This is a genomic window from Lysinibacillus sp. NPDC097231, assembly GCF_044761885.1.
Classification (GTDB): Bacteria; Bacillota; Bacilli; order Bacillales_A; family Planococcaceae; genus Lysinibacillus.
The window spans coordinates 1-25,907 of the sequence record NZ_JBIWDH010000045.1 but is presented as its reverse complement, the minus strand read 5'-3'; the positions used below and the strand labels follow the sequence as shown (position 1 = coordinate 25,907).

Below are 25,907 nucleotides of genomic sequence, written 5' to 3'. Positions count from 1 at the left end.
CTTATGATTAACAAAACAGCCACTCACGCGATGACCGCATGAGTAGCTGTTTTTTTTTACTAATTTTCTTCAATATCTTTTCGGTTTTTCTTTAACATTTTAGATAACATTTCATAAACGATTGGTACAACTACTAATGTTAATAATGTTGAAGATAGTAAACCACCAATTACGGTAATCGCTAGGTCTTTAGAAATTAGACCACTACCACCACCACCTAATGCCATTGGAATCATTGCACCGATTGTGGCAATGGCAGTCATTAGGATTGGGCGTAAACGGGTTGCACCAGCTTCTAAAATTGCCTCACGCATAACGAGTCCGTCACGTTCCATATGAATAATGCGGTCTACTAATACGATGGCGTTTGTCACAACGATACCAATCAACATTAATAGTCCCATCATAACAGAAACAGAAATTGTTTGACCTGTTACGAACAATCCGCCGAATGCACCAATAACTGCAAATGGTAGTGAGAATAGAATAGCTAATGGTGCTAAACCTTCACCGAATGTTACTACTAGGATGAAGTAAACGATAGCGATCGCAGCTAACATAGCAATTCCAAGCTGTGTAAATGTTTCTTGCATATCTGCAGCTACACCTGCAACGCCAGTCGTTACACCTTTTGGTAAATCTAATTTATCGATCTTTTTATCAGCAGCAGAAGTTGCTTTTGAAATATCGTCACCGATAATCGTACCAGAAACTGTTGCGTAATATTCACCTTTCGAGCGAGATAATGAGTTAAGTGTAGTACCTTCCTCTACATCTACTAATTCACCAATTTTCATTGTTGTGCCTAAAGCTGTTTTGATTTCAGTAGCTAATACATCATCAAGAGATAGTGCCGCTGCTTTTGCTTCATGTTGCACAATAACATCAATATCTTCACCATTATGCTGCACTTTTGTTAACACATCTTTAGATGTATTTGAATTCAGCGCCATCACGATTTGAGCAGTTGTTAAACCGTATTGTAGAACATTTTTCTGTTCTACTTTAAGGGTATGCTCAACATAAGGATCTTCAAAATCAGATTTAACGTCCTCTAAACCATCAACTTCTTTTAATGCACCTTCTACTTTTTTCACTGCACCACGAAGGTTGTCTAAGTTTTCACTATATAATGTGTAGCTAACTTCATTTGAAGACATTGACATTGATGAGAAGTTTTGAGATTTCCATTCTCCTGATTGACCGATGTTAAATACATAGTCCTCTACTTCTTCACGTGCTTCAGGGAAGTCCTTCATATCTGGATCGAAGATTAGGTACATTAAGGCTCCACCAGAACCGCCACCCATCATCATAGCAGCTGGATCGACATTTTGTGGATCATTGATAGAGACTTGTAAAATATTAATGTCTTTACGCTTCATTAATTCTTCTTCTACTTTAGCAACATTTGCCTCAGTATCTTTCATTAGTTCACCTGTACCTGGTGTGTATGTTAGGTACATAACTTTTTCCTCTTGTGAGCCCATGAAACTAAAGCCGATTAATGGTGTTAAAGCAAGGGAACCAACAAGTAGTACAATCGCTATAAGTGATGTAATGATTTTATGGTTTAATGCTTTTTCTAGTACACCTTTATACCAATTAGCTAGTTTACCAACTTCTTTATGCTGACTTTCTTTTTTCTCACCGTATATTTTTTTACGGAATAGGAAGTGAGATAAAGCTGGAACGATTGTAATCGCCACTATTAATGAAGCACCCAGAGCAAATGTCATTGTTAACGCAAACGGCATAAATAATTCGCCAACCATACCGCCTACAAAAATTAGTGGGGCAAATACTGCCACGGTTACTAATGTAGAAGAAAGGATTGGTTTAAACATTTCAATTGTCGCTTCACGAATAAGTGCACGACCTGTTAATTTTTCGTCTTTTAAATGGATACGTCGATAAATATTTTCAACAACTACAATGGAGTCATCAATTACACGACCAATTGCTACGGTAATCGCACCGAGTGTCATTATGTTTAATGTTATATTCATCCAGTTTAAAAGTAGTAATGCCATAAATACGGAAACTGGGATAGAAATAATCGAAATAATTGTTGATTTAAAATCACGTAAGAAAAGCAAAATAATTAATACGGCAATTGCACCACCGAATACTGCTTTTTCAATCATTGTGAAAACAGAATCTTCAATCGGAGCACCTTGGTCAAGTGAGATATCCACTTTTAAGCCGTCTAATTTTTTTTCTTCATCTTTCATAAGGTCTTTCACCGCATTTACGACTTTTACCGTATTTGCATCTTGACCTTTTACAATTTGAATCGCAATGGCATCTTGACCATTAGTACGTGATATAGATTGTACTTTACCTTCTACTTCAATCGTAGCAATATCACCTAAACGAACGAATGGGGAAGGATTTGTAGCTGAAGGTGTGACTGGGATTAATAAGTCTTTTAATTCATCTACTGTTTTAACTTTACCGTCTACTGAAACGGCTTGTTCACCAACAGTAAATTGATATAAACCAAGTGAAAGTGACATATCACTTGCTTGAATCATTTGCTTGACAGATTCTTCTGTTACGCCAAGTGCAGCCATTTTAGCTTCATCATATTTAAATGAAACTTGGTTAATGTGCTGACCTGTAATGGTTGCAGAAGCAACACCATCAATTTTTTCAATTTTAGGAAGTAAAATGTCTTGGACTGTTGACGTTAGTTCAACAATATCTTCCTTAGAACTACTAACTGATAAAGCCACCACAGGCATCATATTCATGCTAATTGCCATTATTGTTGGCTTTTGAGCACCTTCAGGTAAATTAATATTATCTAAAGCGGACTCTAACTGGCGTTTTTTCTCATCCATATCAATTCCGTAGTCGTATTCAACTTGAACTTGTGCTACGTTTGAAGAGGATGATGAAGTAACTGACTTTACATCTTCTAAGCTTTCTACTGACTTTTCAAATGGAATGGAAAGCTCATTCATAACTTGTTCAGGAGTTGCACCAGGATATACGCCCATAACAATTAAGTATGGTATTGATATATCAGGTATTGATTCCATTTTCATTCTTGTACCTGAATAAATACCTGAGACAGTGATGATAATTGTTAATAACCACACTGCCAATTTGTTTTTCAATACGAAATTAACTAAACCTTTCACCTTTACACCTACCCTTTATTGACTTACTAGATTCATTTACTTATAATAATGACTAAACGGTCATTTGTCAACGAAATACACTAGGAGAGAGTTAAAAGTATGTTAAAAAAGCAATTAATTATGGAGAAAGCATTGGAGTTATTCTCAGAGCAAGGCTTTGAATCTACATCTGTACAGCAAATTACAGAACGATGTGGAATTTCAAAAGGAGCATTTTATTTATCTTTCAAAACAAAAGATGAGCTTCTAATTTCCATGGTAGAGTATTATCTACAACAGTTTGTTACTGATATTGACCAAGTAGTCAGGAGTTCACTTAGTAAAGATATCATTTTAGTTGAGTTTTACAAAAGTATTTTTCAAGCATTTAAAAAAAATGCTGCATCTGCCCGTGTGTTTTTTAATGAGAAAGTACTTCTTGCAAAAAACGAGTTGTTTCAGAAAATAAGTGCATATGATGCTGATATGACTAAATCGATCATCTATATGCTTGAGCAGGTATATCAGGATGAACTCTACGAGACAAAATATGATGTCATATATTGTATTAAAGGATTTATGAAAAGTTATTCAGAACTTTTTATTTTTTCTGATATACCACTCGATTTAGAGCTATTGGCTAAATCTCTAGCTGAAAAGACGGAAATTATTGCACGGTATACAACGATTCCGTTTATAACCAAAGATCTTATTCAATTGACAGCAAAACCTTGTGATGAAGAAGTTTCACAGGAATCTTTGCTAGAATTAATCGAACAACATCTAGATGGCTTAGAAGAGTCCATTGAACGTGAGTCTCTTGAATTATTAAAATATCAAGTTGAAAATCCAACCTATAGCAAAGCAATTTTAAAGGGGCTAATTGAAAACATACGCTTACAGCCGGATTATAAATGGGTTGCTTATGTAATGGCTAAATATTTTGAAATTTAGATTTAAGGATAGGATTGCTCACTCTGATAGGGGAGCAATTCTATTTTCTATTGTAATAAAAGAATTTTCTTGCAAAAAATGAAGTGATAGCGAGAAGTATGTAATAGTCTAAGGTGATTAGAAATGAGTTTTAATTTCCATTACTATATACGAAAAAGAAAAAAATAAGTTTCAAAATTGTAAAAAATAAAAAAAGCTACGCAATTTTTACGTAGCTTTTTAGAAATGAGGTTAAACCTCCATAATAATAGGTAAAATCATAGGTCGACGTTTTGTTTTTTCAAATAGATATGGTCCTAACACATCAGTAATTTCATTTTTTAGCTCAGTCCATTGAGGAGTTTTGCTTTGAATAGATTCGTTTAGATGACGATTTAGCATTTTTTGTGCCTCATTAATCATCGTACCTGACTCACGCATGTAAACAAATCCTCTAGAAATAATGTCTGGGCCGGAAACGATTTTTTGATTTTCCATATCAACACTTACAACGACAATAACTAAACCTTCTTCAGAAAGAATGCGTCGGTCACGTAGCACGATATTACCGATGTCACCAATACCATTGCCATCAATGTAAATGTCTCCCGAAGGAATACGGCCTGCTACATGTGCTTCGTTAGCACTTAATGCAAGCACATCACCATTTTCCATTACGAACGTATTTTCAAGTAGAACATCACAATCTTCTGCTAGATGTGTATGCATTTTTAACATACGGAATTCTCCATGAATTGGCATAAAGAATTTAGGCTTCATTAAGCGTAGCATTAATTTTTGTTCTTCCTGAGAACCGTGACCAGAAGTATGGATATTATTGAGTGCACCATGAATAACTTCTGCACCTGCACGGAACAGTAAATTGATGATTTTGTTAACACTCACTGTATTTCCGGGTACTGGTGAAGAAGAAAAGATAACTGTGTCACCAGGCTGGATTTGGATTTGACGATGCGTACCATTTGCAATGCGAGAAAGGGCAGCCATCGGTTCACCTTGAGAGCCTGTACATAATATCATTACTTCGTTGGCAGGAAGTCGATTAATGCTTTGGGCATCGATAAATGTATCCTTCGGCGCGTTAATATAGCCAAGTTCTCTACCGATTGTAATGGCATTATCCATTGAACGGCCAAAAACAGCAATTTTTCGTCCGTATTTTACTGCAGCGTCTGTAGCTTGTTGTAAACGATGTATGTTTGATGCAAATGTTGCAAAAATAATACGACTATCAACCTTACGGAATATTTCATCGATACTTTTTCCAACTGTCCGTTCTGACATAGTGAAGTTTGGCTTTTCAGCGTTTGTACTATCTGAAAGTAAGCAAAGTACTCCATCACGTCCGATTTCTGCCATTTTCGTTAAGTTGGCAGGCTCGCCTACTGGTGTAAAGTCGAATTTAAAATCTCCTGTATGCACGATGTTACCAGGTGGTGTTTTTACGACAATACCGTAAGCATCTGGAATACTATGCGTTGTTCTAAAGAAGCTGACAGATGTTTTTCTGAATTTAATAACATCTTCTTCTTTAATCTCGATAAGTTTTGTTGTACGTAGCAAGCCATGTTCTTCTAATTTATTACGTAATAGGCCAAGTGCAAGCTTACCACCATAGACAGGGACATTCACTTGACGTAATAAATAAGGGATACCACCAATATGATCCTCGTGTCCATGCGTAATAAATAGACCTTTAATTTTGTCGACGTTACGTACTAAATACGTATAATCTGGAATAACATAGTCAATGCCGAGTAAGTCGTCTTCTGGGAATTTAATGCCGGCATCAATTAAGATGATTTCATCTTGGAATTGAACGCCGTAAGTGTTTTTGCCGATTTCGCCCAGTCCGCCGAGCGCGAAAACAGCTGCTTGGTCATTTTTAACAAACTTCATGTTTGTTAAATTTCCTCCAAGATGAAGTTCGGACTTGCTTGTTCGTAGACTAAATAGTTACCTTCAAGCAGTTGAACGAACTCTATGTTGTAGTTTCGGTCCTTTAACTTTTGACGTACTTCGCGTTCTGAAGTAGCTTCAAGGTATAGACTTTTAGTGTTTTCGCGAACTGGAATCTCATTTGCATATTCTTGATAATAAACTTTGTAAATCATAGTTTGCTCTCCTTTTATTGCGTACAAATTTATTGCACCTTTGACTAATACCACGCACGTACTACAAGAAAAAAACAGCGAATTTCTAGATGTTAAGGATGAAATAGGCGTTTGAAGTTCTTGTATCTCAATGTTTTAAATTTGCACAATTTATCTTCACTCAGCAAGTGTATTTTAAGGCAAAAGCCCAGTGGTCAACCACAGAAGACAGTGGGTGTTAAAAGAACGGCTGGATAAAAGATAAAGCCTCTTGTAGCTGTCAAGATTTTGAAAGGAATCATTATAGGATATTAGCCTAACATTGCATCCATGTAACTGAAAGCGAGCTACGGCTAATGACCTGCGTCGTGCAGTCTTTTGCACATAACAAAATCCAGACGTAATTACGACAAGAACGTAATTCATAAAAAGCAATGAGACAGTGGTTGCACATAGCCAAATAAATGCATTTCCTTTATATTATCACGCACTTACTCTAAAATAAAGAAAAGCCCTTCAAATAATGAAGGGCAAATGTTAGGCAATTGATTTTTTTCCGAGTACGCCGCGAAGTTGCTTCAATAATTTTCGTTTGAGTCTCTTCAGCATGGCACATCACTCCTTAGGATCATTATAATAAAAATTTATACCTATGTAAAGTTATTTACCTTTGCAGGGTAATGCATATGGAAGGGACTATAAGATGAACAAAATATTATTTTTCGATGTTGATGGTACACTTTATAATAGTGAAAAAAAATTACCTGCTTCTGCGAAAGAAGCACTTTTTGAAGCTCGTCGTAAAGGATATGAACTAGCAATTGCAACTGGACGTGCACCTTTCATGATTCAACCTTTACTAGAAGAGCTAGATATAAATACGTATGTAACTTTTAATGGACAATATGTTGTTTATCAAGGAGAGGTTGTCTATACAAACGGTATTGAAAGAGACGAGCTAGCCAAAATCATTGCCTTCGGTGAAGCTCGAAATGAACCCGTAGTTTTTTTAGACGACCAACAAATGATTGCTTCTGTTGGAAATAACAATATGGTAGAAGAAAGCTTAAATACTTTAAAATACCCATATCCAGCATTAGACTCTACTTATTATATGCAGAACAACGTATATCAAACACTCATCTTTATGGAAGAAAAAGATGAGCCTTTATATTGTGAAGCATTTCCAAATGTACAATTTGTGCGTTGGCATCGCTATTCATGTGATATTTTACCAAAGGGTGGTTCTAAGGCTGCTGGCATTGAAAAAGTGCTTGCAAGAATGGAACTTACACTAAAAGATGCTATAGCTTTCGGAGACGGCATTAATGATATAGAAATGCTACAAGCAGTTGGTACAAGCGTGGCAATGGGAAATGGTCATGAGAGAGTGAAAGCTGTTGCTACACATATTGCAGATCATGTTGATGAGGACGGTCTAGCTAAAATCATGCGCAAACTAGCTATTATTTAACTTCTGTATCTGCTACTGTGGTTATGCTTTCGTGCAAAAAAATTTGTAGCTGACGCTTCGCTTTCGCTACCAAAATACTTGCTGAAAGAAGTTAAAACAAAAAAAGTAATAGTTTAAATATCGAGAAAAAGCCTTCTAATTAGAAGGTTTTTTTGAATGTGGGATGTATCATAAAAAATAAACCTCGGCAGAATTGAATAACTGCAGAGGTTTGTTTGCTCAATGTATCTTTTTAGTCACGCTCATATGGTATTGAGTTCGGAATTTCTGTAAATGGATTTTTTTCATTTATGTGATCGTAAAACATAATGCCATTAAGATGATCTAACTCGTGTTGGAATGCTATTGCAGGTAAGCCTGTTAGTCGCATTTTTTTCTCTTCACCATCGATGGTTTTAAACTTTGCTGTGATGCGTGCGTGTCGTGGCACATAGCCAGGTACATTACGATCTACAGAAAGACAGCCCTCACCTGCTGGGAGATATGTGTTTTCTACAGAATGGCTCACAATTTTTGGGTTGATTGCTACAAAACTTAATTGTTCGCCTTCCTCGTCTGTTAAATGGAGGGCAAACATTCGATGTAGGCTATTTACTTGATTGGCAGCTAACCCAATGCCGCTACGTAAATCATATTTATCTGCAATTTCAGGATCTTGGCTGTTGATTAAATATTGAAGCATGTCTTCTGCAAGTTGTCGTACTTCATCAGTTAAAGGGAATTTAACCTCTTCAGCTTTTGTGCGTAAAGTCGGATGACCTTCGCGAATAATATCATCCATTAAAATCATATGTGAATCTTCCTTTCAACTTTGTAGTGCCTTATTTATAAGTATACATCACGTATTAAAACAATCACATGAAAAAAGATCTTATTTGAAAATACTTAAAAAGTTTGTGTGTAGCTATTAGATTATCTAGAACTGGGCATTCTACTATTGGTAATCAAGTAGGGAAACCTAATATTTGTGCGCTATAAATACATTGTTGTAATACAGATGAATTTTATTATTAGTACAGTGTGGGACAGTTTGAATTAATCATTATTTTAGAAAAAATCTTTGTTTATACGCGTAATATATGATTGACCGACGGTATTTTATTCAGTATACTGAGTGCTAAGAATAAGTTGTACTAGTTAAAAAGCTGATTTATTTTAATACAGTTGAAAGGGAGATGGGACAAATGAGCAAGAAAAACAATAATATTTTTGATGCTAAACAAACGCTAACTGAAATCGAAGACAAGTTTGAAATGTTTCAAATTTTGAATGAAGAAGGCGAAATTATAAATGAAGCGGCAGATCCGAAATTATCAGACGAGGAGTTAGTTGAGTTAATGACGCGTATGGTTTATACACGTATTTTAGACCAACGCTCTATTTCTCTTAACCGTCAAGGACGTTTAGGCTTCTATGCTCCGACGGCAGGTCAGGAAGCTTCACAACTTGCTTCACACTTTGCCTTAGAAAAAGAAGATTGGATTTTACCGGGTTACCGTGATGTACCACAAATCGTATGGCATGGTTTACCTTTAGATAAAGCATTTTTATTCTCTCGCGGACATTTCGTGGGTAACCAAGTTCCTGAGGGTGTAAATGTTTTACCACCTCAAATTATTATCGGTGCACAATATATTCAAGCAGCAGGTGTTGCGCTTGGTATTCAAAAACGTGGTAAAAAAGCTGTTGCTGTAACCTATACAGGTGATGGTGGTTCATCGCAAGGGGATTTCTATGAAGGCATTAACTTTGCAGGTGCGTTTAAATCACCAGCAATCTTCATCGTACAAAATAACCAATTTGCGATTTCAACACCTCGTGAATTACAAACAGCTGCGAAAACAATTGCTCAAAAAGGTGTAGCGGCAGGTTTACCAAGTATTTTAGTAGATGGTATGGATGCGCTTGCAGTTTACGTAGCAACACGTGATGCACGTGAACGCGCAATTAATGGTGAAGGTCCAACTTTAATTGAAACAATGTGCTATCGCTATGGTCCGCATACAATGGCAGGAGATGACCCAACACGTTACCGTACTTCTGATACAGATAATGAATGGGTACAAAAGGACCCTCTTGTACGCTTCCGTAAATACCTAGAGGCAAAAGGTTTATGGGATGAGAAAAAAGAAGAGGCAGTAATCGAGCGCGCTAAAGAAGAAATTAAAGAAGCTATTAAGAAAGCTGATGCAGCTCCAAAGCAAAAAGTAACAGAGTTAATGGAAAACATGTATAAAGGTGAAATGCCATCTAATTTAAAAGAACAGTATGAAATCTATAAAGAGAAGGAGTCGAAATAACCTATGGCACAAATGACAATGATTCAAGCAATTACAGATGCACTTCGCACAGAATTAAAGAATGATGAAAACGTTCTTGTATTCGGAGAAGATGTAGGTGTCAACGGTGGGGTATTCCGCGCAACTGAAGGCCTACAAAAAGAATTTGGTGTTGACCGTGTATTCGATACACCATTAGCAGAATCAGGTATTGGTGGCCTAGCAATCGGTCTTTCTCTTCAAGGTTTCCGTCCAGTTCCTGAAATTCAGTTCTTCGGCTTTGTTTATGAAGTAATGGATTCAATTAGTGGTCAATTAGCACGTATGAGCTATCGTAGTGGTGGTGTCTATAATGCACCTGTAACAATACGTTCTCCATTTGGTGGTGGTGTACATACACCAGAAATGCACTCTGATAGCTTAGAAAGCTTGATGACAGCACAACCAGGTTTAACGGTTGTTGTACCATCTACACCTTACGATGCTAAAGGTTTACTGATTTCTTCAATTCGAAATGATAACCCAGTTATTTTCTTAGAGCATTTAAAACTATATCGTTCATTCCGTGAAGAGGTGCCTGAGGAAGCATATGAAATTCCATTAGGGAAAGCGGATGTAAAACGTGAAGGTAAAGATTTAACAATTGTTGCCTATGGTTTAATGGTTCACGAAAGCTTAAAGGCTGCAGAAGAGCTAGAAAAAGAAGGTCATTCTGTAGAAGTTATTGATTTACGTACTATTCAACCAATTGATATTGAAACAATTATTACATCAGTTGAAAAAACAGGTCGTGCTATTGTTGTACAAGAAGCTCAAAAACAAGCAGGTATTGCTGCAAACGTAGTGGCTGAAATTACAGAGCGCGCGATTTTAAGCTTAGAAGCACCTGTACTTCGTGTGGCTGCACCAGATACTGTGTACCCATTCCCACAAGCTGAAGGTGTTTGGTTACCGAACTATAAAGATGTAATGGAAACAGCTAAAAAAGTTTTAACATTCTAACTTCTTTCAGCAGAAGTCTCCCACTTCTATAGGTGGTGAGATGAATGCGGTTTAAAGTCACTTCAGTAGGTGTCCAAACATCCGCTGAAAGAAGTTAAAGCCTCCGGCGGATGTCACGGAATCGGAGAGGAGTGCTAAAGGATGTTAGCCTAAAATCATCGCATCCATGCGATAACGGCTAACTGACCTGCATCATGCAGGCCTAAGCACAAAGCCGATCCCGGACGCAATTATGCCGAGGCATAATTGATTGTAGCTTCTAAACATGAAGAACGGTGAATAGAAAGGATGGGTACACATGGCATTTGAATTCAGATTACCGGATATTGGCGAGGGTATTCACGAAGGCGAAATCGTGAAATGGTTCGTTAAAGCTGGAGATAAAGTAAAAGAAGACGATATTCTTTGTGAAGTACAAAACGATAAAGCAGTGGTGGAAATCCCTTCACCAGTTGAAGGGACTGTAGAGGAAGTCTTAGTAGGAGAAGGCACAGTAGCAGTTGTTGGTGATGTCTTAATCCGCTTTGATGCACCTGGCTATGAAGACTTAAAGCTAAAAGGTGATGACCATGCCGAAGCGAAAACAGAAGCACAAGTTCAAGCGACAGCTGAGTTTGGTAAAGAAGTAGCGAAGGCACCTGTTGAGAATGAGCAGGCTCCAGAGAAAACTCCTGAAAAAACTGAAGTTGTTGTTGAAGAGAATAAGCGTGTCATTGCAATGCCTTCAGTACGTAAATTTGCCCGAGACAATGATGTCAACATTCATGAAGTTAAAGGTACAGGCAAAAATGGACGTATTTTAAAACAAGATATTGAGAATATCTTAAATGGTGGAGGCAATGTAGAAGCTGAAGTAGCACAAGTTGCGAACGAAGAAGCTGTTCAACAAGAAACAACTGTAGCAGCACCACAAGTAGTCCTTGAGGGCGAATTCCCAGAAACACGCGAGAAAATGTCTGGCATTCGAAAAGCGATTGCAAAAGCGATGGTTCACTCGAAACAAACGGCTCCACATGTTACACTAATGGATGAAGTCGATGTAACAGCTCTAGTAGCACATCGTAAAAAATTCAAAGATATCGCTGCTGAAAAAGGTGTCAAATTAACGTATTTACCATACGTAGTTAAAGCGCTTATTTCAACTTTACGTGAATTCCCAGAATTTAACCGCTCTTTAGATGATGCAACACAAGAAATTATTCAAAAGCATTACTACAATATTGGTATTGCTGCAGATACAGAAAAAGGCTTACTAGTACCAGTTATTAAGCACGCAGATCGTAAATCTGTTTTTGCTGTATCTAATGAGATTAATGAATTAGCGACTAAAGCACGTGAAGGCAAGCTTGCACCACATGAAATGAAGGGCGCTTCGATGTCCATTACGAATATCGGTTCTGCAGGAGGACAATGGTTTACTCCGGTAATTAATCATCCTGAAGTAGCGATTTTAGGTATTGGTCGAATTTCAGAAAAACCTGTAATAAAAAATGGTGAAATTGTAGCCGCACCTGTGTTAGCATTATCATTGAGCTTTGATCATCGTATGATTGATGGAGCCACTGCGCAAAATGCTTTAAATCACTTAAAGCGTTTGTTAAGTGAACCAGAATTATTATTAATGGAGGCGTAACAAAAATGGTAGTAGGAGATTTTCCAATCGAAACAGATACTCTTGTCATTGGTTCAGGTCCTGGAGGATATGTAGCAGCAATCCGTGCAGCTCAAACTGGCCAAAAAGTAACAATCGTTGAAAAAAATGTACTTGGTGGTGTGTGCTTAAACGTAGGTTGTATACCATCTAAAGCATTAATTTCAGTAGGTCACCGTTTTGAGCATGCTAAACATTCAGATGACATGGGTATCATCGCTTCTGATGTGAAATTAGACTTCTCAAAAGCACAAGCATTTAAAGACAGCGTTGTTAAAAAATTAACTGGCGGTGTTGAAGGCTTACTTAAAGGTAACAAAGTAGAAATTGTACAAGGTGAAGCTTATTTCGTTGACGCTCATTCAGTGCGTATCATCAATGGTGAATCTGCTCAAACTTACACATTTAACAATGTTATTATCGCAACAGGTTCTCGCCCAGTTGAAATTCCAACATTTAAATTCTCTGACCGCGTACTAAATTCTACTGGGGCACTTTCTTTACAAGAAGTTCCAGGTAAATTAGTTGTTATCGGTGGAGGTTATATTGGTACAGAGTTAGGTTCTGCTTATGCTAACCTTGGCTCACAAGTAACAATTATCGAAGGCGGAAAAGATATCTTAGCTGGCTTTGAAAAACAAATGACACAAATCGTGAAAAAAGGCCTTAAAAAGAAAGGCGTTGAAATTGAAGTTAACGCATCTGCAAAAGGCGTTGAAGAAACAGAAAACGGCGTAGTTGTAACTTATGAAGTTGGCGGAGAAGAGAAAAAAGTTGAAGCCGACTATGTATTAGTTACTGTTGGTCGTCGTCCAAATACAGATGAAATGGGCCTTGCTGAAATCGGTATTGAATTCGGTGAACGCGGTCTTATCAATGTTGACAAACAATGTCGTACAAATATTCCAAATATCTATGCAATCGGTGATATCGTTGCAGGTCCTCAACTTGCTCATAAAGCATCTTACGAAGGTAAAGTTGCTGCTGAAGCAATCGCTGGTGAAAAATCAATTGTTGACTATTTAGCTGTTCCTGCTGTGTGCTTCACAGATCCAGAAATGGCGACAGTTGGTTACAACGAAGACCAAGCTAAAGCTGAAGGCATCGAATACTCTGCAGCGAAATTCCCATTCGCAGCAAATGGTCGTGCGCTTGCATTAAACCAAACAGAAGGTTTCGTGAAGCTTGTTGCGCGTAAAGAAGACGGTTTATTAATCGGTGCTCAAATCGTAGGTGCTGGTGCATCTGATATGATCGCTGAAATGGGCTTAGCAATTGAAGGCGGTATGACTGCTGAAGATCTTGCATTAACAATCCATGCTCACCCAACATTAGGTGAAATTACGATGGAAACTGCTGAAGTATTACTTGGCAACCCAATCCATATCGTAACTAAAAAATAACTCGAAACAACTAAAACGGTTATAAAGCATTTGCTTTGTAGCCGTTTTTTGTATATTACTCGTAATTTTGATAAAGTAACTATATCGAATGAATATTCAAAAAATATAGTTCGAGTTATAGATAGGAGTAGGGAGTTTAAAGGATAGATCTATTAGAGTGACGGATAGATCTAAGCAAAGCAACAAATAGAACCTACCAAATTACAGATTAAAGTAGGAAACTCACTGCTAGACTTTTAATTATTATGAGGCCTACTGAACAATTGAAGTTGAACCAAAAAACTGGGGTGATGAAAATGGAACTAGGGTTAAAGGGGAAAGTAGCAATTATTACAGGATCAAGTAAGGGAATTGGTTATTATACAGCGATGCAGCTTGTGAAAGAGGGAGCGAAGGTTGTGCTATGTGCTCGAGGTGAAAAGCAGCTCCAAGTGGCCGCTGGATGTATTAAAAATGAAACTGGCGAGGATGTTTTAATTGTACCGACTGATATTACAAAGGAAAAGGATTGTAGGTACTTAATAGAGCGAGCAGTAGAACATTTTGGCCGTCTTGATATTCTTATTAATAATGCAGGTACAGCTTCTGCTAATCCATTTGAATCGGTAAGTAGTGAGCTATGGCAAGCTGATTTGGATTTAAAAGTATTTGGCGCTGTCAACTGTTCGAAATATGCTACACCTCATATGCGTAAGGCTGGTGGGGGTGCAATTGTTAATGTATCTGCAGTAATGGCTAAAACACCACCAGCAAACTCACTTCCTACTACTGTAAGTCGTGCGGCAGGGCTTGCATTAACGAAGGCCATGAGTAAGGACCTAGGGCAAGACAATATTCGCGTAAATTCTGTTTGTATTGGCTTGATTCGCAGTGATCAAATTGAAAAGATGTGGAAAATGGAAGCGCCAGAGCTGTCATGGGAAGATTATTCTCGTAAAGTAGGCCAAGCAATTCCGCTTGCACGTGTAGGAGACACTCAAGAAGCGGCAAATGTCATTACATTTTTAGTATCTAATGCAGCAAGTTATGTGACAGGCACTTCAGTAAATATTGATGGTGGTTCAGGACATGCTTTATAAAAAAGAGTGGCTAAGATAGTGGTATTTTTTCAGAAAAGGAAATATATAAGGGAGACCAGCTACCCATATAAGCACGATTGGTTCGAGGGAATAGGATACTGATCACACAAGCATTTTCACTGGATGTGAAGGTTTGAGCTTGGGGTTCCTCTATTCCGATGGAGATGAGAGGGAACCTGCACTGATTGAGACTTCTCCTTATCTCGTATATCGAAAGAAGATCGCTCAAAGTGTTATTGAGCAATCTTCTTTTTTATTGTTTTTCTAAAATTGTAATAGACAGAAAATTCCTACAGTTGTAGAATAAACGTAATAGGGGGTGAAAAGTGGCGAAATGTTGAACGAAAAATTTGCTACGATGTTAATGAGAGTTGTTCGTATTATTGTCCAAATTGGAATACTCAATATTTTTTATTACATGGGCGTAGGCATTGTGTCTGTATTACATGTGCCTCTTCCAGGAAGTGTCATTGGATTACTATTATTAGCACTTTCACTCATTCTTAAAATAATTAAGGTAGAATATATTCAAGATGGAGCAGGCTTTTTAATTGGCGTATTAACATTGTTCTTCATTCCAGCAACAGTGGGAGTAATTGACTATCCTGAACTTATATCAACTACTGGCCTGTTAATTATTTTAGCTGTTATAGCAAGTACATTAATCTCTATTTATGTTACGGGATTGCTTAGTCAATTAATCGAGAAAAAAGAGCTGGCCAAGAAAGAAACAGAGACCATTGTAGAGGATGGAAAGGGGGAATTAACCGTTGACTGAAATCATTGTTGTCATTGGCACCATTGTGATGTTTTTGTTATTTACAAAACTTTATCAGCGTTTCCCACATCCTCTAATGATCCCGCTAGTGACGACAACCATCGTTAGTGCAGTCATTTTATTAGTCTTTCATATTCCATATTCAACGTATATGGAGGGAGGAAAGTGGCTACAAAAAATGCTAGGTCCAGCAGTTGTAGCACTCGCGTATCCTTTATATAATCAGCGTGAGATTATTATGAAATACAAGTATTCTATTTTATCAGGCATTTTTATTGCCATGATTACTGGTATATTGACCATTTTTGTTATGCTAAAATGGATTGGTGTCAGTGATAGCTGGATGTTGACGGCCTTGCCTAAATCATTAACGACACCGGTTGGCATGCAGGTGAGCGAAACGATTGGTGGTATTCCACCTTTAACAGCTGTATTAGTAATGTTAGCAGGTTTTGTAGGCGCTATTATCGGACCATTAGTCATTAAATACGGTAAAATTGACTCAGCTGTTAGCAGAGGTGTTGCAGTAGGTAGTGCTTCACATGGTGTAGGGCTTGTTAAATTAAGAGAATATGGAGAGCAAGAATTATCAGTGGGCTCGTTATCGATGGGCTTATCTGCAATTATAGGCGCATTTATTTGTCCTCTATTTGTTTATTTATTTATGTAAAAAAGAGCTGAGACAAAGGCGTTTCAGCCAACAAAAAACCCGAATTATCCAATGAAACGCTCATGAAGTGTTTTGGAATAGTTCGGTTTTTCTATTTATCGTGTTTTGTTAATTTAGAGATTATTCTGCTTTACGAAGGAAGCATTTAGTTATGTCCCAGCCTCCTTTTTAATTTTTTTCGATAATAAATTGAATGGTATGTGCAAGTCCTGTATGCAGTATACCTTCATTTCGTACTTGTTCGCCTGTGAAAAAATGGATAATTTTGTGAGGTTGACACCATGTAAGAACGTTTAATGGATCATATAAAAAATCAAGCTTCTTTGGTCCGCCTGAAGCGTAAGGTAGTTGATAAATAGAATACAATTCCATCATAATCCTACCCCCTGGCTTTACGGAATCTATAATCCGCTTAAACACTTCAAGTTGCTGTTCAGCTGGAAAATGACCAAACACCATGATAGCAGCATCGAACATTTCTACTGGTAATTCATCTTGAAGTAAGTTTGCAAGCTTTGTATGGACTGTAACATTATGTTTTTTTGCCAGCTGTTCCGTCTTTTCAAGACCACTTTGAGCATAATCAAAGGCAGTTACAGTATGCCCCTTTGAAGCTAAAAATACGGCATTTCGCCCCTCACCTTCTGCGTATGCAGCCACATTTTGAGTATCTTTTAAATAATGTACATAGTCTTTAATAAAAGCATTCGGTTGCTCGCCGTAGACATATTTGGCTGTTTTAAATTGTTGATCCCATGTATTCATTCCATCACTCCTTTTCTAAATATTGTAGGTAAAGCACAACGAAGAATCGAATTTTTTGCTCATTTATCTTTACTTGGCAGAAGGCGTTCTTAGCAATCTCCCATTTCTAAATGTAGCGAAAGTGGAATTAGTTAAGGTATTGGCAGCTTGTTTTTCCTAACCCGGGTATTCTTTCGACGGCGTTTTATAATTGAAATAAGCTACCCCTTCATAACGAAGAGGTAGCTTGTAATTTTTAAATAATTGGCTTACGTTCTTTTATAACACGAATTGTCTTTAATGATGTATCCTCGGGTCCTTGTACTGGTAAACCAGCTTCAATATTCATTTGAATATAACGAATATTTTCTTGAGTAATTATTTCCCCGGGAATAAAAATCGGAATACCAGGAGGATATACCATAATAAATTCTGCACAAATACAGTTATCAGCTTCTGCAAGTGGAACCACTTCTGTATCTGCATAAAAAGCATCACGTGGAGACATGGCGAGAGCTGGGATCTCTGGAACATTAACAACTGCTTCAGTAATAGCAGCCTCTGAATCAAATGCTTTTGACATACGATTTAGTGCATTCACCAGAAGATTAATCTCTTTTTTTGTATCAGCTAATGTCACCAAACATAAAATATTATATAGGTCAGACAGTTCTACTTCGATATTTGCATTATGACGTAACCATTCCTCAGCTTGATGTCCAGAAATTCCCAAATCTTTCACGCTGATAAGAAGTTTTAAAGGGTCCATATCATAAGTTGCAGATGAATGTAATTTTTCCTTCCCTGCACATTTTAAATGCGGAATTTGATTTATACGTTTACGTGCATCCTTTGCTAAACGGAGTGCATCGTCGATTAAATCATAACCATGAATCGCTAACTGACGTCGAGCTGTGTCAAGTGAAGCAAGTAATGGATAAGATGTTGATGTAGTAGTTAGCATTGAAAAAACAGCTTGTACACGTTTTGCAGAAACAAGCCCCTCACGTACATTTAAAATGGATGTTTGTGTCATGGAGCCACCAAGTTTGTGCACACTTGTAGCTGCCATATCGGCACCTGCCTCCATTGCTGAGTATGGCAAGTCATCATGGAATTTAATATGTACACCATGTGCTTCATCTACTACCACCGGGATATTACGGCTATGAGCGATTTCGACAATGCGTTTTAAATCAGCTGTGAAGCCATAATAGGTTGGGTTAATAACTAGGACTGCTTTTGTATCTGGGTAAGCATGTAAAGCCTTTTCGACAGCTTCAGGAGATATTCCGTGAGAAATACCATATTCGCTATCTACTTCGGGATGAATAAAAATCGGGATTGCACCAGCGAAAACAACCGCCGACATAATGGATTTATGAACATTCCTTGGCACTAGAATCTTATCACCTGGACCGACGACGGTCAAAATCATCGTCATGATAGCGCCACTAGTACCTTGGACGGAAAAAAATGTATGATCAGCACCAAAGGCATCTGCAGCAAGTGCTTGCGCTTCTTTAATAGCGCCTTTTGGTGAATGTAAATCGTCTAGTGGAGCAATATTAATTAAATCAATTGATAAAACGTTGTCGCCGACGAATTCTCGGAAAGCAGGGTCCATACCATGACCTTTCTTATGACCTGGAATATGGAACTGAATTGGATGTCTGTTCCGATGTTTTAGTAATACGTCGAACAATGGAGTCTCTAATTGTGACAACGCAGGTACCACCTCACTTTTTAATATTTAAGAAAACAAATGAATTATAGCACCTAACGACATGAAAAAATAGACTTTACATTAAATTAAAAGGATTTTTTTGATGATTTAGAGAAGTTAATATTAGTACGAAAGGGGAGGTACTATGAATTGGAATACACGTGTAACGGAACTGTTAAATGTTAAATACCCAATTATTCAGGGGGGATTAGCCTATTTAGCATATGCTGATTTAGCAGCAGCGGTGTCGAATGCTGGAGGGCTGGGGCAAATAACCGCAATGAGTTTACGAGATCCTGACTTATTGCGCGCAGAAATTCATAAAGTACGAACATTAACTGAAAAACCGTTTGGTGTAAATTTTGCTATTGGTATGTATGGCACTGGTTATGAGGATATGGTTCGTGTTGCAGTAGAAGAAAAGGTACCAGTAGTTACGATGACTGGAGGAAATCCTGCACCCATTTTCGATATATTGGCAGGAACAGATATAAAGAAATTAGTACTAGTTGCTGCACGTAGACAAGCTCAAAAGGCAGAACAACTAGGCGCAGATGCTGTTATGGTAGTTGGTCAAGAAGGTGGAGGTCATCTTGGACGCGATGATATAGGGACAATGGTGCTTGTTCCACAAGTAGTAGATAGTGTGAAAATTCCTGTTATTGCTTCTGGTGGAATTGGTGATGGCCGCGGCTGGATGGCAGCACATTCACTAGGAGCAGAGGGAATTGAAATGGGTACGCGTTTTATAGCGACAAAGGAATGTGTCGATGCCTCAGAGGCTTACAAAGAAGCCTTACTCGTAAGTTCTGAGGCAGATACGACTGTTATAAAGCGCTCTATAGGGGCACCAGCAAGAGCATTACGCAGTGAATTTACGGAAAAGATATTAGAAATTGAGCGCACTACACCTACTTATGAGGCATTGAAAGATTATATTAGTGGGAAAGCAAATAAGCGATTTATTTATGATGGTGAGAAAGATGAAGGGATTGGCTGGGCTGGACAAGTTACAGGAATGATTCATGACATTCCAACGGTTGAGGAACTTATCACTCGAATGGTTGCAGAAGCAGAAAGTATCCGAGTAAAATGGGGACAGTAATATAAAGGTGGTTATGTCCAATGGAATATTCTTATCCGTTTTCAATTGATTGGTCAACTGAGGAAATTGTTGATGTTGTTCAATTTTTTGAAGGAATTGAGCAAGCCTATGAAAAAGGCATCAAGCGTGAAGTAATGATGGCAAAATACCGTCGCTTTAAAGAAATTGTCCCTTCACAGGCTGAAGAAAAATCAATTTTTCGTGAATTTGAAGAAGCAAGTGGTTATGTGAGTTACCCTGTTGTTAAACAAGCGAAAGAAGCAACGGATGGTACGATTATTAAAGTTGCCCCGAAGCAACGTCGATAAAAAATGAGGACGTGAGTATTTCTCACGTCCTCATTTTTTTACCTTATAGCTTTACACTATCTTGGTGTTAAAAATAAGCGTATTTCATATACTACATAAACATCGATTTATCTTCATTCAGCAAATGGTTTTTGTATCGAAAGCGTAGCGGCAAATGTTTTATGCACGAAAGCATAGCGACAGCGCAGATACAGATGACTCCTACCTCTGCAGGTAGTGAGATGAATGCAGTTTTGGTTCCTTTTCAGTGGGCGTCCAAACACCTACTGAAATAGAGGAACTCAGTCTAAGAACGCCACGTGCTGTGTCAACGACTGAGTGACCAACATCATGTTGTTGCTGTCGCTACGCTTTCGCACAGACAAAACCCTTTTGTTGCTGTCGCTACGCTTTCGCACAGACAAAACCCTTTTGTTGCTGTCGCTACGCTTTCGCACAGACAAAACCCTTTTGCTGCTACTGCGTTAACACTACGTTTTCGCACAGAAAACATTTGTTGGCCCAAAGCATCCGGACGCAATTACGCCAAGGCGAAATTGATAATGCATTTTCCCAGATTTTTTTCGAAAAGCATGGAATAATTCCCTCAAACCATCATCAGCATGAATATTCCTCGAATAAATTTACCTTTTTATCAGTTATGGGGATAATAACGTAAATTTTCCACAATATATAAATATAAGGTTTAGTCAGTGAAAATTGTTTTAGTTATTATGTCACAAAACTTAAAGCACAATCCGTCAAACTTATTTTCCGACAATGATGTTATAAATAGGGAGTAAGCGGCTAAAGGTTTCTTCCGTTAATTGATGAAGTTGACTAGCTGACAGCTTGATTGCTTGTTCTCTTGGAATATGGCGACCTACTAAAAACTCACCTTTTTTAACATCACGCAGACGAAGAAGTAATTCATCAAGCTTGTCCTCTTTTGCATCTAGTAAGGAGATTGCAGAGGGAGACATATGATCTCCTGACACAATAAAATCATCAGGAAGTTGCTTTAGCAATGTTTTATTGGTAATTAAACGTTCTGCCATCACATTTTTTTGTGGAGCTTCATAAATAATAGCTAAGACGATGAATAAATGTGTGCTCCAAAGACCAATCTGAAAGTGAGGTAATGATTTATAACCTCTTTTGTATGGGGCAAAGGCAACCCAACTGTCATTTGGAGGATTAACAGTTCTTCGAGCATGCTTGGCAACATGAGGGTAAAATTCTTCGCCAAGATGACTTGAAAAGAAGGAAGAAAAATCATCTCCAAGAAGTTGGAATTTTGGTCGTACACAAGAATTTAATCCATCCATTCTCTGTTCTAAACCGTCTATTTGAAAAACATTAAAGTCTTTGTTAGTCCACTTTATTTTCGACAATTTTATTAACTCCTTTCGATTTATAAGGTTTATTTTATTACGGAAATGGGAAAAAATCTTATAACAAGAACTTTATCAAATTTGATAAGTTTTTGTAAAAAAATAAAAAAAGGAAGTGATTTTTATGAAACCAATCGTAAAAATTATACGTAAAGTTGACATTGAAAAGCAATATGAACACATTTTACAATTAGAATTAGATTATGAATTAGCTTCTCTATTTTCTGCGATGAATGAAAAAAATGAGTTTGAAATTGAAAAAAGTAAAAAACGTCTGGTTGAAATTCAGATGGAACTTGAAAGTTTGCACGCCTATGCGTAAGAAAAATTTTATACCAATTTGAAAAATCACTTGCTGAATATTCCGACAGCAGGTGATTTTTATTGTTATAAAGGGTAAAATAGACACTATATCATACATTTTCAGGAAAGTATTATGTGCTTCATATTTAATATATCATCGTGAGAAATGATGGCATAAGCACAATTTTTAGTGGTTAGATAGGTGTAAGTATTTTAAGAAGGGCTAAAGTATAGAGCCTTTTCTTATAATCGAAGGGTGGGTTATTATGAATTTACAACAAATTGATCAATTTGCTAAAAGTATTATATTTGAAGCGGGTAGCCGCATTCGAGAGGCCTTTTCGTACAATCTAGTCATCGAAACAAAATCAGGCGCAAATGACCTTGTTACAAATATTGACCGCGAGACAGAATTATATTTCATAGAACAAATAAGAGCCTTTGACCCGACCCACAGAATATTAGGAGAAGAGGGGATGGGGGAGAATGTAGAAACATTGGATGGCGTCGTTTGGATTATAGATCCAATTGATGGCACAATGAATTTTGTCAAACAACATCGCCATTTTATGATTTCTATCGGCATTTTTATTAATGGAGTAGGCAAACTGGGTTACATATTTGATGTAATGCGTGAAGACTTATTTTATGCAATAGCAGGCGAAGGTGCATGGTACAATGAATCACCATTACGTAAATTACCTTCAGTAAAAATAGAGGAATCAGTTATTGGCATAAACGCACACTGGGTAGCACCAAATCGACATATTCACCATGAAAAAGTAATAGACATGATTCGAACAGTACGTGGTACACGGTCTTATGGTTCTGCTGCGATGGAAATAGCGTTTGTTGTTAGTGGTAAACTAGATGCCTATGTATCTATGCGATTATCACCTTGGGATATTGCTGGAGGTACTATTATTGCTAAGGAAGTTGGTGCCATCGCCACAAATTTACACGGTGAGAGTTTTGATTTCTTACATCAGGATACTTTTATTATTGCGAATCCTTCCATTCATAAAGAGTTACTAGAAAAATATATTGTCCCATACGAATAATAAGAGGAGCCGTCTATTTTTAGACAGGCTCCTTCGTATTTGATAAATATACTTCTTAATTAAAGTAAACCTTGCTCACGCAATTTGCGTTTCATTTTAAAGGCTGTCATGAAAATGACACAAGTTGCCACAATGCCTGCTATTATACCAAAACCACTACTAGCTGCTACAGAATATCCAATAGAACACATTGCTAAAACAGCTGCTAATGCGTAAATGGCCATTACGAATTTTGCACGATTCATAGCCGAGCCTCCTATATTAAAAATTTGTAATTCAAATATATTTTTTAGAATGATGGAAATTCTAATAAGGACATTTCTATCCTTCTTGTGCTATAATATCACAGTTAAACATTCGAAAAAAGAATATGGAGTGGAATAATGACAAACTTACGTCAAGATCTTCGCAATATCGCAATAATCGCCCACGTTGACCATGGTAAAACTACTTTAGTCGACCAATTACTAAAACAATCAGGTACATTCCGTTCAAACGAACGTGTTGAAGAACGTGCAATGGACTCTAATGATATTGAACGCGAACGTGGTATTACGATTTTAGCTAAAAATACAGCAGTAAACTATGAAGGAACTCGTATCAACATCCTTGATACGCCTGGACACGCTGACTTCGGTGGTGAGGTAGAACGTATTTTAAAAATGGTAGACGGCGTTTTACTAGTTGTCGATGCGTATGAAGGTTGTATGCCTCAAACACGTTTCGTACTGAAAAAAGCATTAGAACAACGCTTAACACCAATCGTTGTTGTTAACAAAGTAGACAAAGATTCAGCTCGCCCACTAGAAGTAGTAGATGAAGTGCTTGAGCTATTCATCGAGCTAGGCGCAGATGACGACCAATTAGACTTCCCTGTTGTCTATGCTTCAGGTGTAAATGGTACAGCTTCTTTGGATGCGGATCCATCTAAACAAGAAGAAAATATGAAATGTCTATTCGAAAAAGTTATTGAGGCTATTCCAGCACCAATTGATAACTCAGAAGAGGCATTACAATTCCAAGTAGCTCTGCTTGACTATAATGACTTCGTTGGACGTATTGGAATTGGTCGCGTATTCCGCGGAACAATTTCTGTAGGTCAACAAGTTGCACTGATGAAATTAGACGGTACAGTGAAAAACTTCCGTGTAACAAAAATCTTTGGTTTCTTCGGTTTAAAACGTGAAGAAGTAGAGACAGCAAAAGCTGGTGACTTAATCGCCGTTTCAGGTATGGAGGACATCAACGTTGGTGAAACTGTATGTCCTGTAGAACAACAAGAAGCTTTAACGCCGTTACGCATCGATGAACCAACATTACAAATGACTTTCTTAGTAAATAATTCGCCATTTGCAGGTCGTGAAGGTAAATGGGTAACAGCACGTAAGGTAGAGGAACGTTTACGTTCTCAACTTCAAACGGACGTTTCTTTACGCGTTGAAGATACTGATTCTCCAGATGCTTGGACTGTTTCTGGTCGCGGTGAGCTTCACCTATCTATCCTTATTGAAAATATGCGCCGTGAAGGCTTTGAGTTACAAGTATCAAAACCACAAGTAATCATTCGTGAAGTTGATGGCGTAAAATGTGAACCGTTTGAACGTGTGCAAATCGATGTTCCAGAAGAAAATGTTGGATCAGTCATCGAATCAATCGGTACACGTAAAGGTGAAATGTTAGATATGGTGAACAATGGCAATGGCCAAGTTCGTTTAACATTCTTAGTTCCTGCACGTGGTTTAATTGGATATACAACTGAATTCATGTCAATGACTAAAGGTTTCGGTATTATTAACCATACTTTTGATTGCTATCAACCATATATTCCAGGTCGTATCGGTGGACGCCATCAAGGTGTACTTGTGTCCATGGAAACAGGTAAATCGACAACTTATGGTATGATGCAAGTAGAGGACCGTGGTACACTGTTTGTAGAACCAGGTACTGAAATTTATGAAGGTATGATTGTTGGTGAAAATACACGTGATAATGATATCACTGTAAACATTACAAAAATGAAGCAAAAAACGAATGTTCGTTCTGCGACAAAAGATGCGACAAACGTTATTAAAAAACCACGTTTATTAACACTAGAAGAAGCATTAGAATTTTTAAATGATGATGAGTACCTAGAAATCACACCAGAATCTATTCGCCTTCGTAAACAAATTCTAGACAAAAATGAACGTGAAAAAGCAGCGAAAAAATTAAAAAACGCTGAACAATAATTTTTTGCTTCCATGAAAGGAAGAGGAGTCTTGGATATTAAGTCCGCTTTATTGGGTGAACTAAATGTTATTCAAGTTGCTGTACAGACAAACGCAAAGGAAACAGCAGATGCCTATGGAAAAATGGCAGGAGTAACGCGTTTCTTATATGAAAACTTACCGAGCTATGATATGGCAGGTTATGTTCTGTTTGCCCTAGTGTTTTTGCTATCTGCACTTGTCTATAAACTAGGCTTTGCAAAGAAATTAAAACTATCACAAAATATTGTTATTTATATTTTCCTGTTTTTAGGGTGTATCTTATTAACATTTTTTGCGTTATATCTCCCAATGGTTGAAGGGCTCATTGTAGCAGCGTTAATTTTAATCGTCTATAAAACACGTTTATGGCGTGAAAAAAGAGAAGAGCAACAAGCTACTAATCAGTAAATTTTAAAAACAGTCTTAGCATTCATAAAATGTACCCTATAAGATAGACACTTAAAAAAAGTCTCTCTTACAGGGTACTTTTATTTATAATGAACATAACAACTAGATGGAGCAGAACT

At 37.5% G+C, this 25,907-nt stretch carries 25 protein-coding genes; 16 read left to right on the top strand and 9 right to left on the bottom strand.

Annotated features, from left to right (window positions below; genetic code table 11):
• Positions 1 to 59: 59 nt before the first annotated feature.
• Positions 60 to 3,149, bottom strand: a complete 3,090-nt coding sequence (locus tag ACIQXF_RS20645; protein ID WP_402786935.1) for an efflux RND transporter permease subunit — start codon at positions 3,147 to 3,149, stop codon at positions 60 to 62.
• A gap of 99 nt (positions 3,150 to 3,248) precedes the next feature.
• Here ACIQXF_RS20645 and ACIQXF_RS20640 point away from each other — a divergent pair, with 99 nt between their 5' ends.
• Positions 3,249 to 4,082, top strand: a complete 834-nt coding sequence (locus ACIQXF_RS20640) for a TetR/AcrR family transcriptional regulator (RefSeq protein WP_402786932.1) — start codon at positions 3,249 to 3,251, stop codon at positions 4,080 to 4,082.
• A gap of 231 nt (positions 4,083 to 4,313) precedes the next feature.
• On the opposite strand, the gene rnjA is transcribed toward ACIQXF_RS20640, so the two are convergent.
• Entirely contained in the window at positions 4,314 to 5,981 is a 1,668-nt protein-coding gene (gene rnjA, locus ACIQXF_RS20635) for a ribonuclease J1 (RefSeq protein ID WP_402786929.1), read from the bottom strand.
• 5 nt (positions 5,982 to 5,986) lie between these two features.
• Entirely contained in the window at positions 5,987 to 6,196 is a 210-nt protein-coding gene (locus ACIQXF_RS20630) for a DNA-dependent RNA polymerase subunit epsilon (protein WP_402786926.1), read from the bottom strand.
• Positions 6,197 to 6,429: 233 nt separating this feature from the next.
• Between ACIQXF_RS20630 and ACIQXF_RS20625 the strand changes: the two genes are divergently transcribed.
• Together ACIQXF_RS20625 and ACIQXF_RS20620 are read left to right on the top strand one after the other, a co-directional pair.
• Complete coding sequence (locus tag ACIQXF_RS20625; RefSeq protein ID WP_402786968.1) at positions 6,430 to 6,495, top strand: SWIM zinc finger family protein; 66 nt, start codon at positions 6,430 to 6,432, stop codon at positions 6,493 to 6,495.
• Between the two features lie 383 nt (positions 6,496 to 6,878).
• Positions 6,879 to 7,649, top strand: a complete 771-nt coding sequence (locus ACIQXF_RS20620) for a Cof-type HAD-IIB family hydrolase (protein WP_402786923.1) — start codon at positions 6,879 to 6,881, stop codon at positions 7,647 to 7,649.
• A 232-nt stretch (positions 7,650 to 7,881) separates the two neighbouring features.
• Here ACIQXF_RS20620 and def read toward each other — a convergent pair whose 3' ends face one another.
• On the bottom strand, positions 7,882 to 8,439 hold the full coding sequence (gene def / locus ACIQXF_RS20615) for a peptide deformylase (protein WP_402786920.1): 558 nt from the start codon (positions 8,437 to 8,439) through the stop codon (positions 7,882 to 7,884).
• A 394-nt stretch (positions 8,440 to 8,833) separates the two neighbouring features.
• Here def and pdhA point away from each other — a divergent pair, with 394 nt between their 5' ends.
• From pdhA to ACIQXF_RS20580, 7 genes are all read left to right on the top strand, one after another.
• A complete protein-coding gene (pdhA, locus tag ACIQXF_RS20610; protein ID WP_402786917.1) occupies positions 8,834 to 9,949 on the top strand; it encodes a pyruvate dehydrogenase (acetyl-transferring) E1 component subunit alpha in 1,116 nt (371 codons plus the stop codon).
• 3 nt (positions 9,950 to 9,952) lie between these two features.
• On the top strand, positions 9,953 to 10,930 hold the full coding sequence (locus ACIQXF_RS20605; RefSeq protein ID WP_402786914.1) for an alpha-ketoacid dehydrogenase subunit beta: 978 nt from the start codon (positions 9,953 to 9,955) through the stop codon (positions 10,928 to 10,930).
• Positions 10,931 to 11,228: 298 nt separating this feature from the next.
• The gene (locus tag ACIQXF_RS20600; protein WP_402786911.1) at positions 11,229 to 12,563 is read left to right on the top strand and encodes a dihydrolipoamide acetyltransferase family protein; all 1,335 of its coding nucleotides are present in this window, start codon (positions 11,229 to 11,231) and stop codon (positions 12,561 to 12,563) included.
• A gap of 5 nt (positions 12,564 to 12,568) precedes the next feature.
• Positions 12,569 to 13,984 carry a dihydrolipoyl dehydrogenase gene (lpdA, locus tag ACIQXF_RS20595; RefSeq protein WP_402786909.1) on the top strand — a complete coding sequence of 472 codons (1,416 nt, stop codon included), beginning with the start codon at positions 12,569 to 12,571 and terminating at the stop codon, positions 13,982 to 13,984.
• Between the two features lie 296 nt (positions 13,985 to 14,280).
• Positions 14,281 to 15,063 carry an SDR family NAD(P)-dependent oxidoreductase gene (locus tag ACIQXF_RS20590; RefSeq protein ID WP_402786906.1) on the top strand — a complete coding sequence of 261 codons (783 nt, stop codon included), beginning with the start codon at positions 14,281 to 14,283 and terminating at the stop codon, positions 15,061 to 15,063.
• Positions 15,064 to 15,397: 334 nt separating this feature from the next.
• Entirely contained in the window at positions 15,398 to 15,841 is a 444-nt protein-coding gene (locus tag ACIQXF_RS20585) for a CidA/LrgA family protein (protein ID WP_402786903.1), read from the top strand.
• Complete coding sequence (locus ACIQXF_RS20580; RefSeq protein WP_402786900.1) at positions 15,834 to 16,511, top strand: LrgB family protein; 678 nt, start codon at positions 15,834 to 15,836, stop codon at positions 16,509 to 16,511. Before ACIQXF_RS20585 ends, ACIQXF_RS20580 begins: the two co-directional genes overlap by 8 nt.
• 168 nt (positions 16,512 to 16,679) lie before the next feature.
• Here ACIQXF_RS20580 and ACIQXF_RS20575 read toward each other — a convergent pair whose 3' ends face one another.
• Both ACIQXF_RS20575 and ACIQXF_RS20570 read right to left on the bottom strand, forming a co-directional pair.
• Entirely contained in the window at positions 16,680 to 17,276 is a 597-nt protein-coding gene (locus ACIQXF_RS20575) for a class I SAM-dependent methyltransferase (protein ID WP_402786897.1), read from the bottom strand.
• A 235-nt stretch (positions 17,277 to 17,511) separates the two neighbouring features.
• The gene (locus ACIQXF_RS20570; RefSeq protein ID WP_402786894.1) at positions 17,512 to 18,981 is read right to left on the bottom strand and encodes an aminotransferase class I/II-fold pyridoxal phosphate-dependent enzyme; all 1,470 of its coding nucleotides are present in this window, start codon (positions 18,979 to 18,981) and stop codon (positions 17,512 to 17,514) included.
• Positions 18,982 to 19,126: 145 nt separating this feature from the next.
• Here ACIQXF_RS20570 and ACIQXF_RS20565 point away from each other — a divergent pair, with 145 nt between their 5' ends.
• Complete coding sequence (locus tag ACIQXF_RS20565; protein WP_402786891.1) at positions 19,127 to 20,086, top strand: NAD(P)H-dependent flavin oxidoreductase; 960 nt, start codon at positions 19,127 to 19,129, stop codon at positions 20,084 to 20,086.
• Positions 20,087 to 20,106: 20 nt separating this feature from the next.
• On the top strand, positions 20,107 to 20,394 hold the full coding sequence (locus tag ACIQXF_RS20560; RefSeq protein WP_402786888.1) for a UPF0223 family protein: 288 nt from the start codon (positions 20,107 to 20,109) through the stop codon (positions 20,392 to 20,394).
• Positions 20,395 to 20,722: 328 nt separating this feature from the next.
• Here ACIQXF_RS20560 and ACIQXF_RS20555 read toward each other — a convergent pair whose 3' ends face one another.
• Positions 20,723 to 20,878 carry a hypothetical protein gene (locus ACIQXF_RS20555; RefSeq protein ID WP_402786885.1) on the bottom strand — a complete coding sequence of 52 codons (156 nt, stop codon included), beginning with the start codon at positions 20,876 to 20,878 and terminating at the stop codon, positions 20,723 to 20,725.
• 262 nt (positions 20,879 to 21,140) lie between these two features.
• On the bottom strand, positions 21,141 to 21,767 hold the full coding sequence (locus ACIQXF_RS20550) for a YktB family protein (RefSeq protein ID WP_402786882.1): 627 nt from the start codon (positions 21,765 to 21,767) through the stop codon (positions 21,141 to 21,143).
• A 124-nt stretch (positions 21,768 to 21,891) separates the two neighbouring features.
• On the opposite strand from ACIQXF_RS20550, the gene ACIQXF_RS20545 reads away from it, so the two are divergent.
• On the top strand, positions 21,892 to 22,089 hold the full coding sequence (locus tag ACIQXF_RS20545; protein WP_402786879.1) for a hypothetical protein: 198 nt from the start codon (positions 21,892 to 21,894) through the stop codon (positions 22,087 to 22,089).
• A 247-nt stretch (positions 22,090 to 22,336) separates the two neighbouring features.
• Positions 22,337 to 23,131, top strand: a complete 795-nt coding sequence (locus ACIQXF_RS20540) for an inositol monophosphatase family protein (protein WP_402786876.1) — start codon at positions 22,337 to 22,339, stop codon at positions 23,129 to 23,131.
• A gap of 59 nt (positions 23,132 to 23,190) precedes the next feature.
• On the opposite strand, the gene ACIQXF_RS20535 is transcribed toward ACIQXF_RS20540, so the two are convergent.
• Positions 23,191 to 23,376: a DUF5325 family protein gene (locus ACIQXF_RS20535; protein WP_402786873.1), complete on the bottom strand. Its 186-nt coding sequence runs from the start codon at positions 23,374 to 23,376 to the stop codon at positions 23,191 to 23,193.
• A gap of 138 nt (positions 23,377 to 23,514) precedes the next feature.
• On the opposite strand from ACIQXF_RS20535, the gene typA reads away from it, so the two are divergent.
• Both typA and ACIQXF_RS20525 read left to right on the top strand, forming a co-directional pair.
• Complete coding sequence (gene typA / locus ACIQXF_RS20530; RefSeq protein WP_402786871.1) at positions 23,515 to 25,359, top strand: translational GTPase TypA; 1,845 nt, start codon at positions 23,515 to 23,517, stop codon at positions 25,357 to 25,359.
• A 30-nt stretch (positions 25,360 to 25,389) separates the two neighbouring features.
• Positions 25,390 to 25,788, top strand: a complete 399-nt coding sequence (locus ACIQXF_RS20525; protein ID WP_402786869.1) for a YlaH-like family protein — start codon at positions 25,390 to 25,392, stop codon at positions 25,786 to 25,788.
• The last annotated feature ends 119 nt before the right edge of the window (positions 25,789 to 25,907 follow it).

Bases quoted from the DNA above. Each gene is read 5' to 3' on its own strand.
- ACIQXF_RS20640 (WP_402786932.1), top strand. From the start codon at position 3,249: ATGTTAAAAAAGCAATTAATTATGGAGAAAGCATTGGAGTTATTCTCA.
- rnjA (WP_402786929.1), bottom strand. From the start codon at position 5,981: ATGAAGTTTGTTAAAAATGACCAAGCAGCTGTTTTCGCGCTCGGCGGA.
- ACIQXF_RS20630 (WP_402786926.1), bottom strand. From the start codon at position 6,196: ATGATTTACAAAGTTTATTATCAAGAATATGCAAATGAGATTCCAGTT.
- ACIQXF_RS20620 (WP_402786923.1), top strand. From the start codon at position 6,879: ATGAACAAAATATTATTTTTCGATGTTGATGGTACACTTTATAATAGT.
- def (WP_402786920.1), bottom strand. From the start codon at position 8,439: ATGATTTTAATGGATGATATTATTCGCGAAGGTCATCCGACTTTACGC.
- pdhA (WP_402786917.1), top strand. From the start codon at position 8,834: ATGAGCAAGAAAAACAATAATATTTTTGATGCTAAACAAACGCTAACT.
- ACIQXF_RS20605 (WP_402786914.1), top strand. From the start codon at position 9,953: ATGGCACAAATGACAATGATTCAAGCAATTACAGATGCACTTCGCACA.
- ACIQXF_RS20600 (WP_402786911.1), top strand. From the start codon at position 11,229: ATGGCATTTGAATTCAGATTACCGGATATTGGCGAGGGTATTCACGAA.
- lpdA (WP_402786909.1), top strand. From the start codon at position 12,569: ATGGTAGTAGGAGATTTTCCAATCGAAACAGATACTCTTGTCATTGGT.
- ACIQXF_RS20590 (WP_402786906.1), top strand. From the start codon at position 14,281: ATGGAACTAGGGTTAAAGGGGAAAGTAGCAATTATTACAGGATCAAGT.
- ACIQXF_RS20585 (WP_402786903.1), top strand. From the start codon at position 15,398: ATGTTGAACGAAAAATTTGCTACGATGTTAATGAGAGTTGTTCGTATT.
- ACIQXF_RS20575 (WP_402786897.1), bottom strand. From the start codon at position 17,276: ATGAATACATGGGATCAACAATTTAAAACAGCCAAATATGTCTACGGC.
- ACIQXF_RS20565 (WP_402786891.1), top strand. From the start codon at position 19,127: ATGAATTGGAATACACGTGTAACGGAACTGTTAAATGTTAAATACCCA.
- ACIQXF_RS20560 (WP_402786888.1), top strand. From the start codon at position 20,107: ATGGAATATTCTTATCCGTTTTCAATTGATTGGTCAACTGAGGAAATT.
- ACIQXF_RS20545 (WP_402786879.1), top strand. From the start codon at position 21,892: ATGAAACCAATCGTAAAAATTATACGTAAAGTTGACATTGAAAAGCAA.
- ACIQXF_RS20540 (WP_402786876.1), top strand. From the start codon at position 22,337: ATGAATTTACAACAAATTGATCAATTTGCTAAAAGTATTATATTTGAA.
- ACIQXF_RS20535 (WP_402786873.1), bottom strand. From the start codon at position 23,376: ATGAATCGTGCAAAATTCGTAATGGCCATTTACGCATTAGCAGCTGTT.
- typA (WP_402786871.1), top strand. From the start codon at position 23,515: ATGACAAACTTACGTCAAGATCTTCGCAATATCGCAATAATCGCCCAC.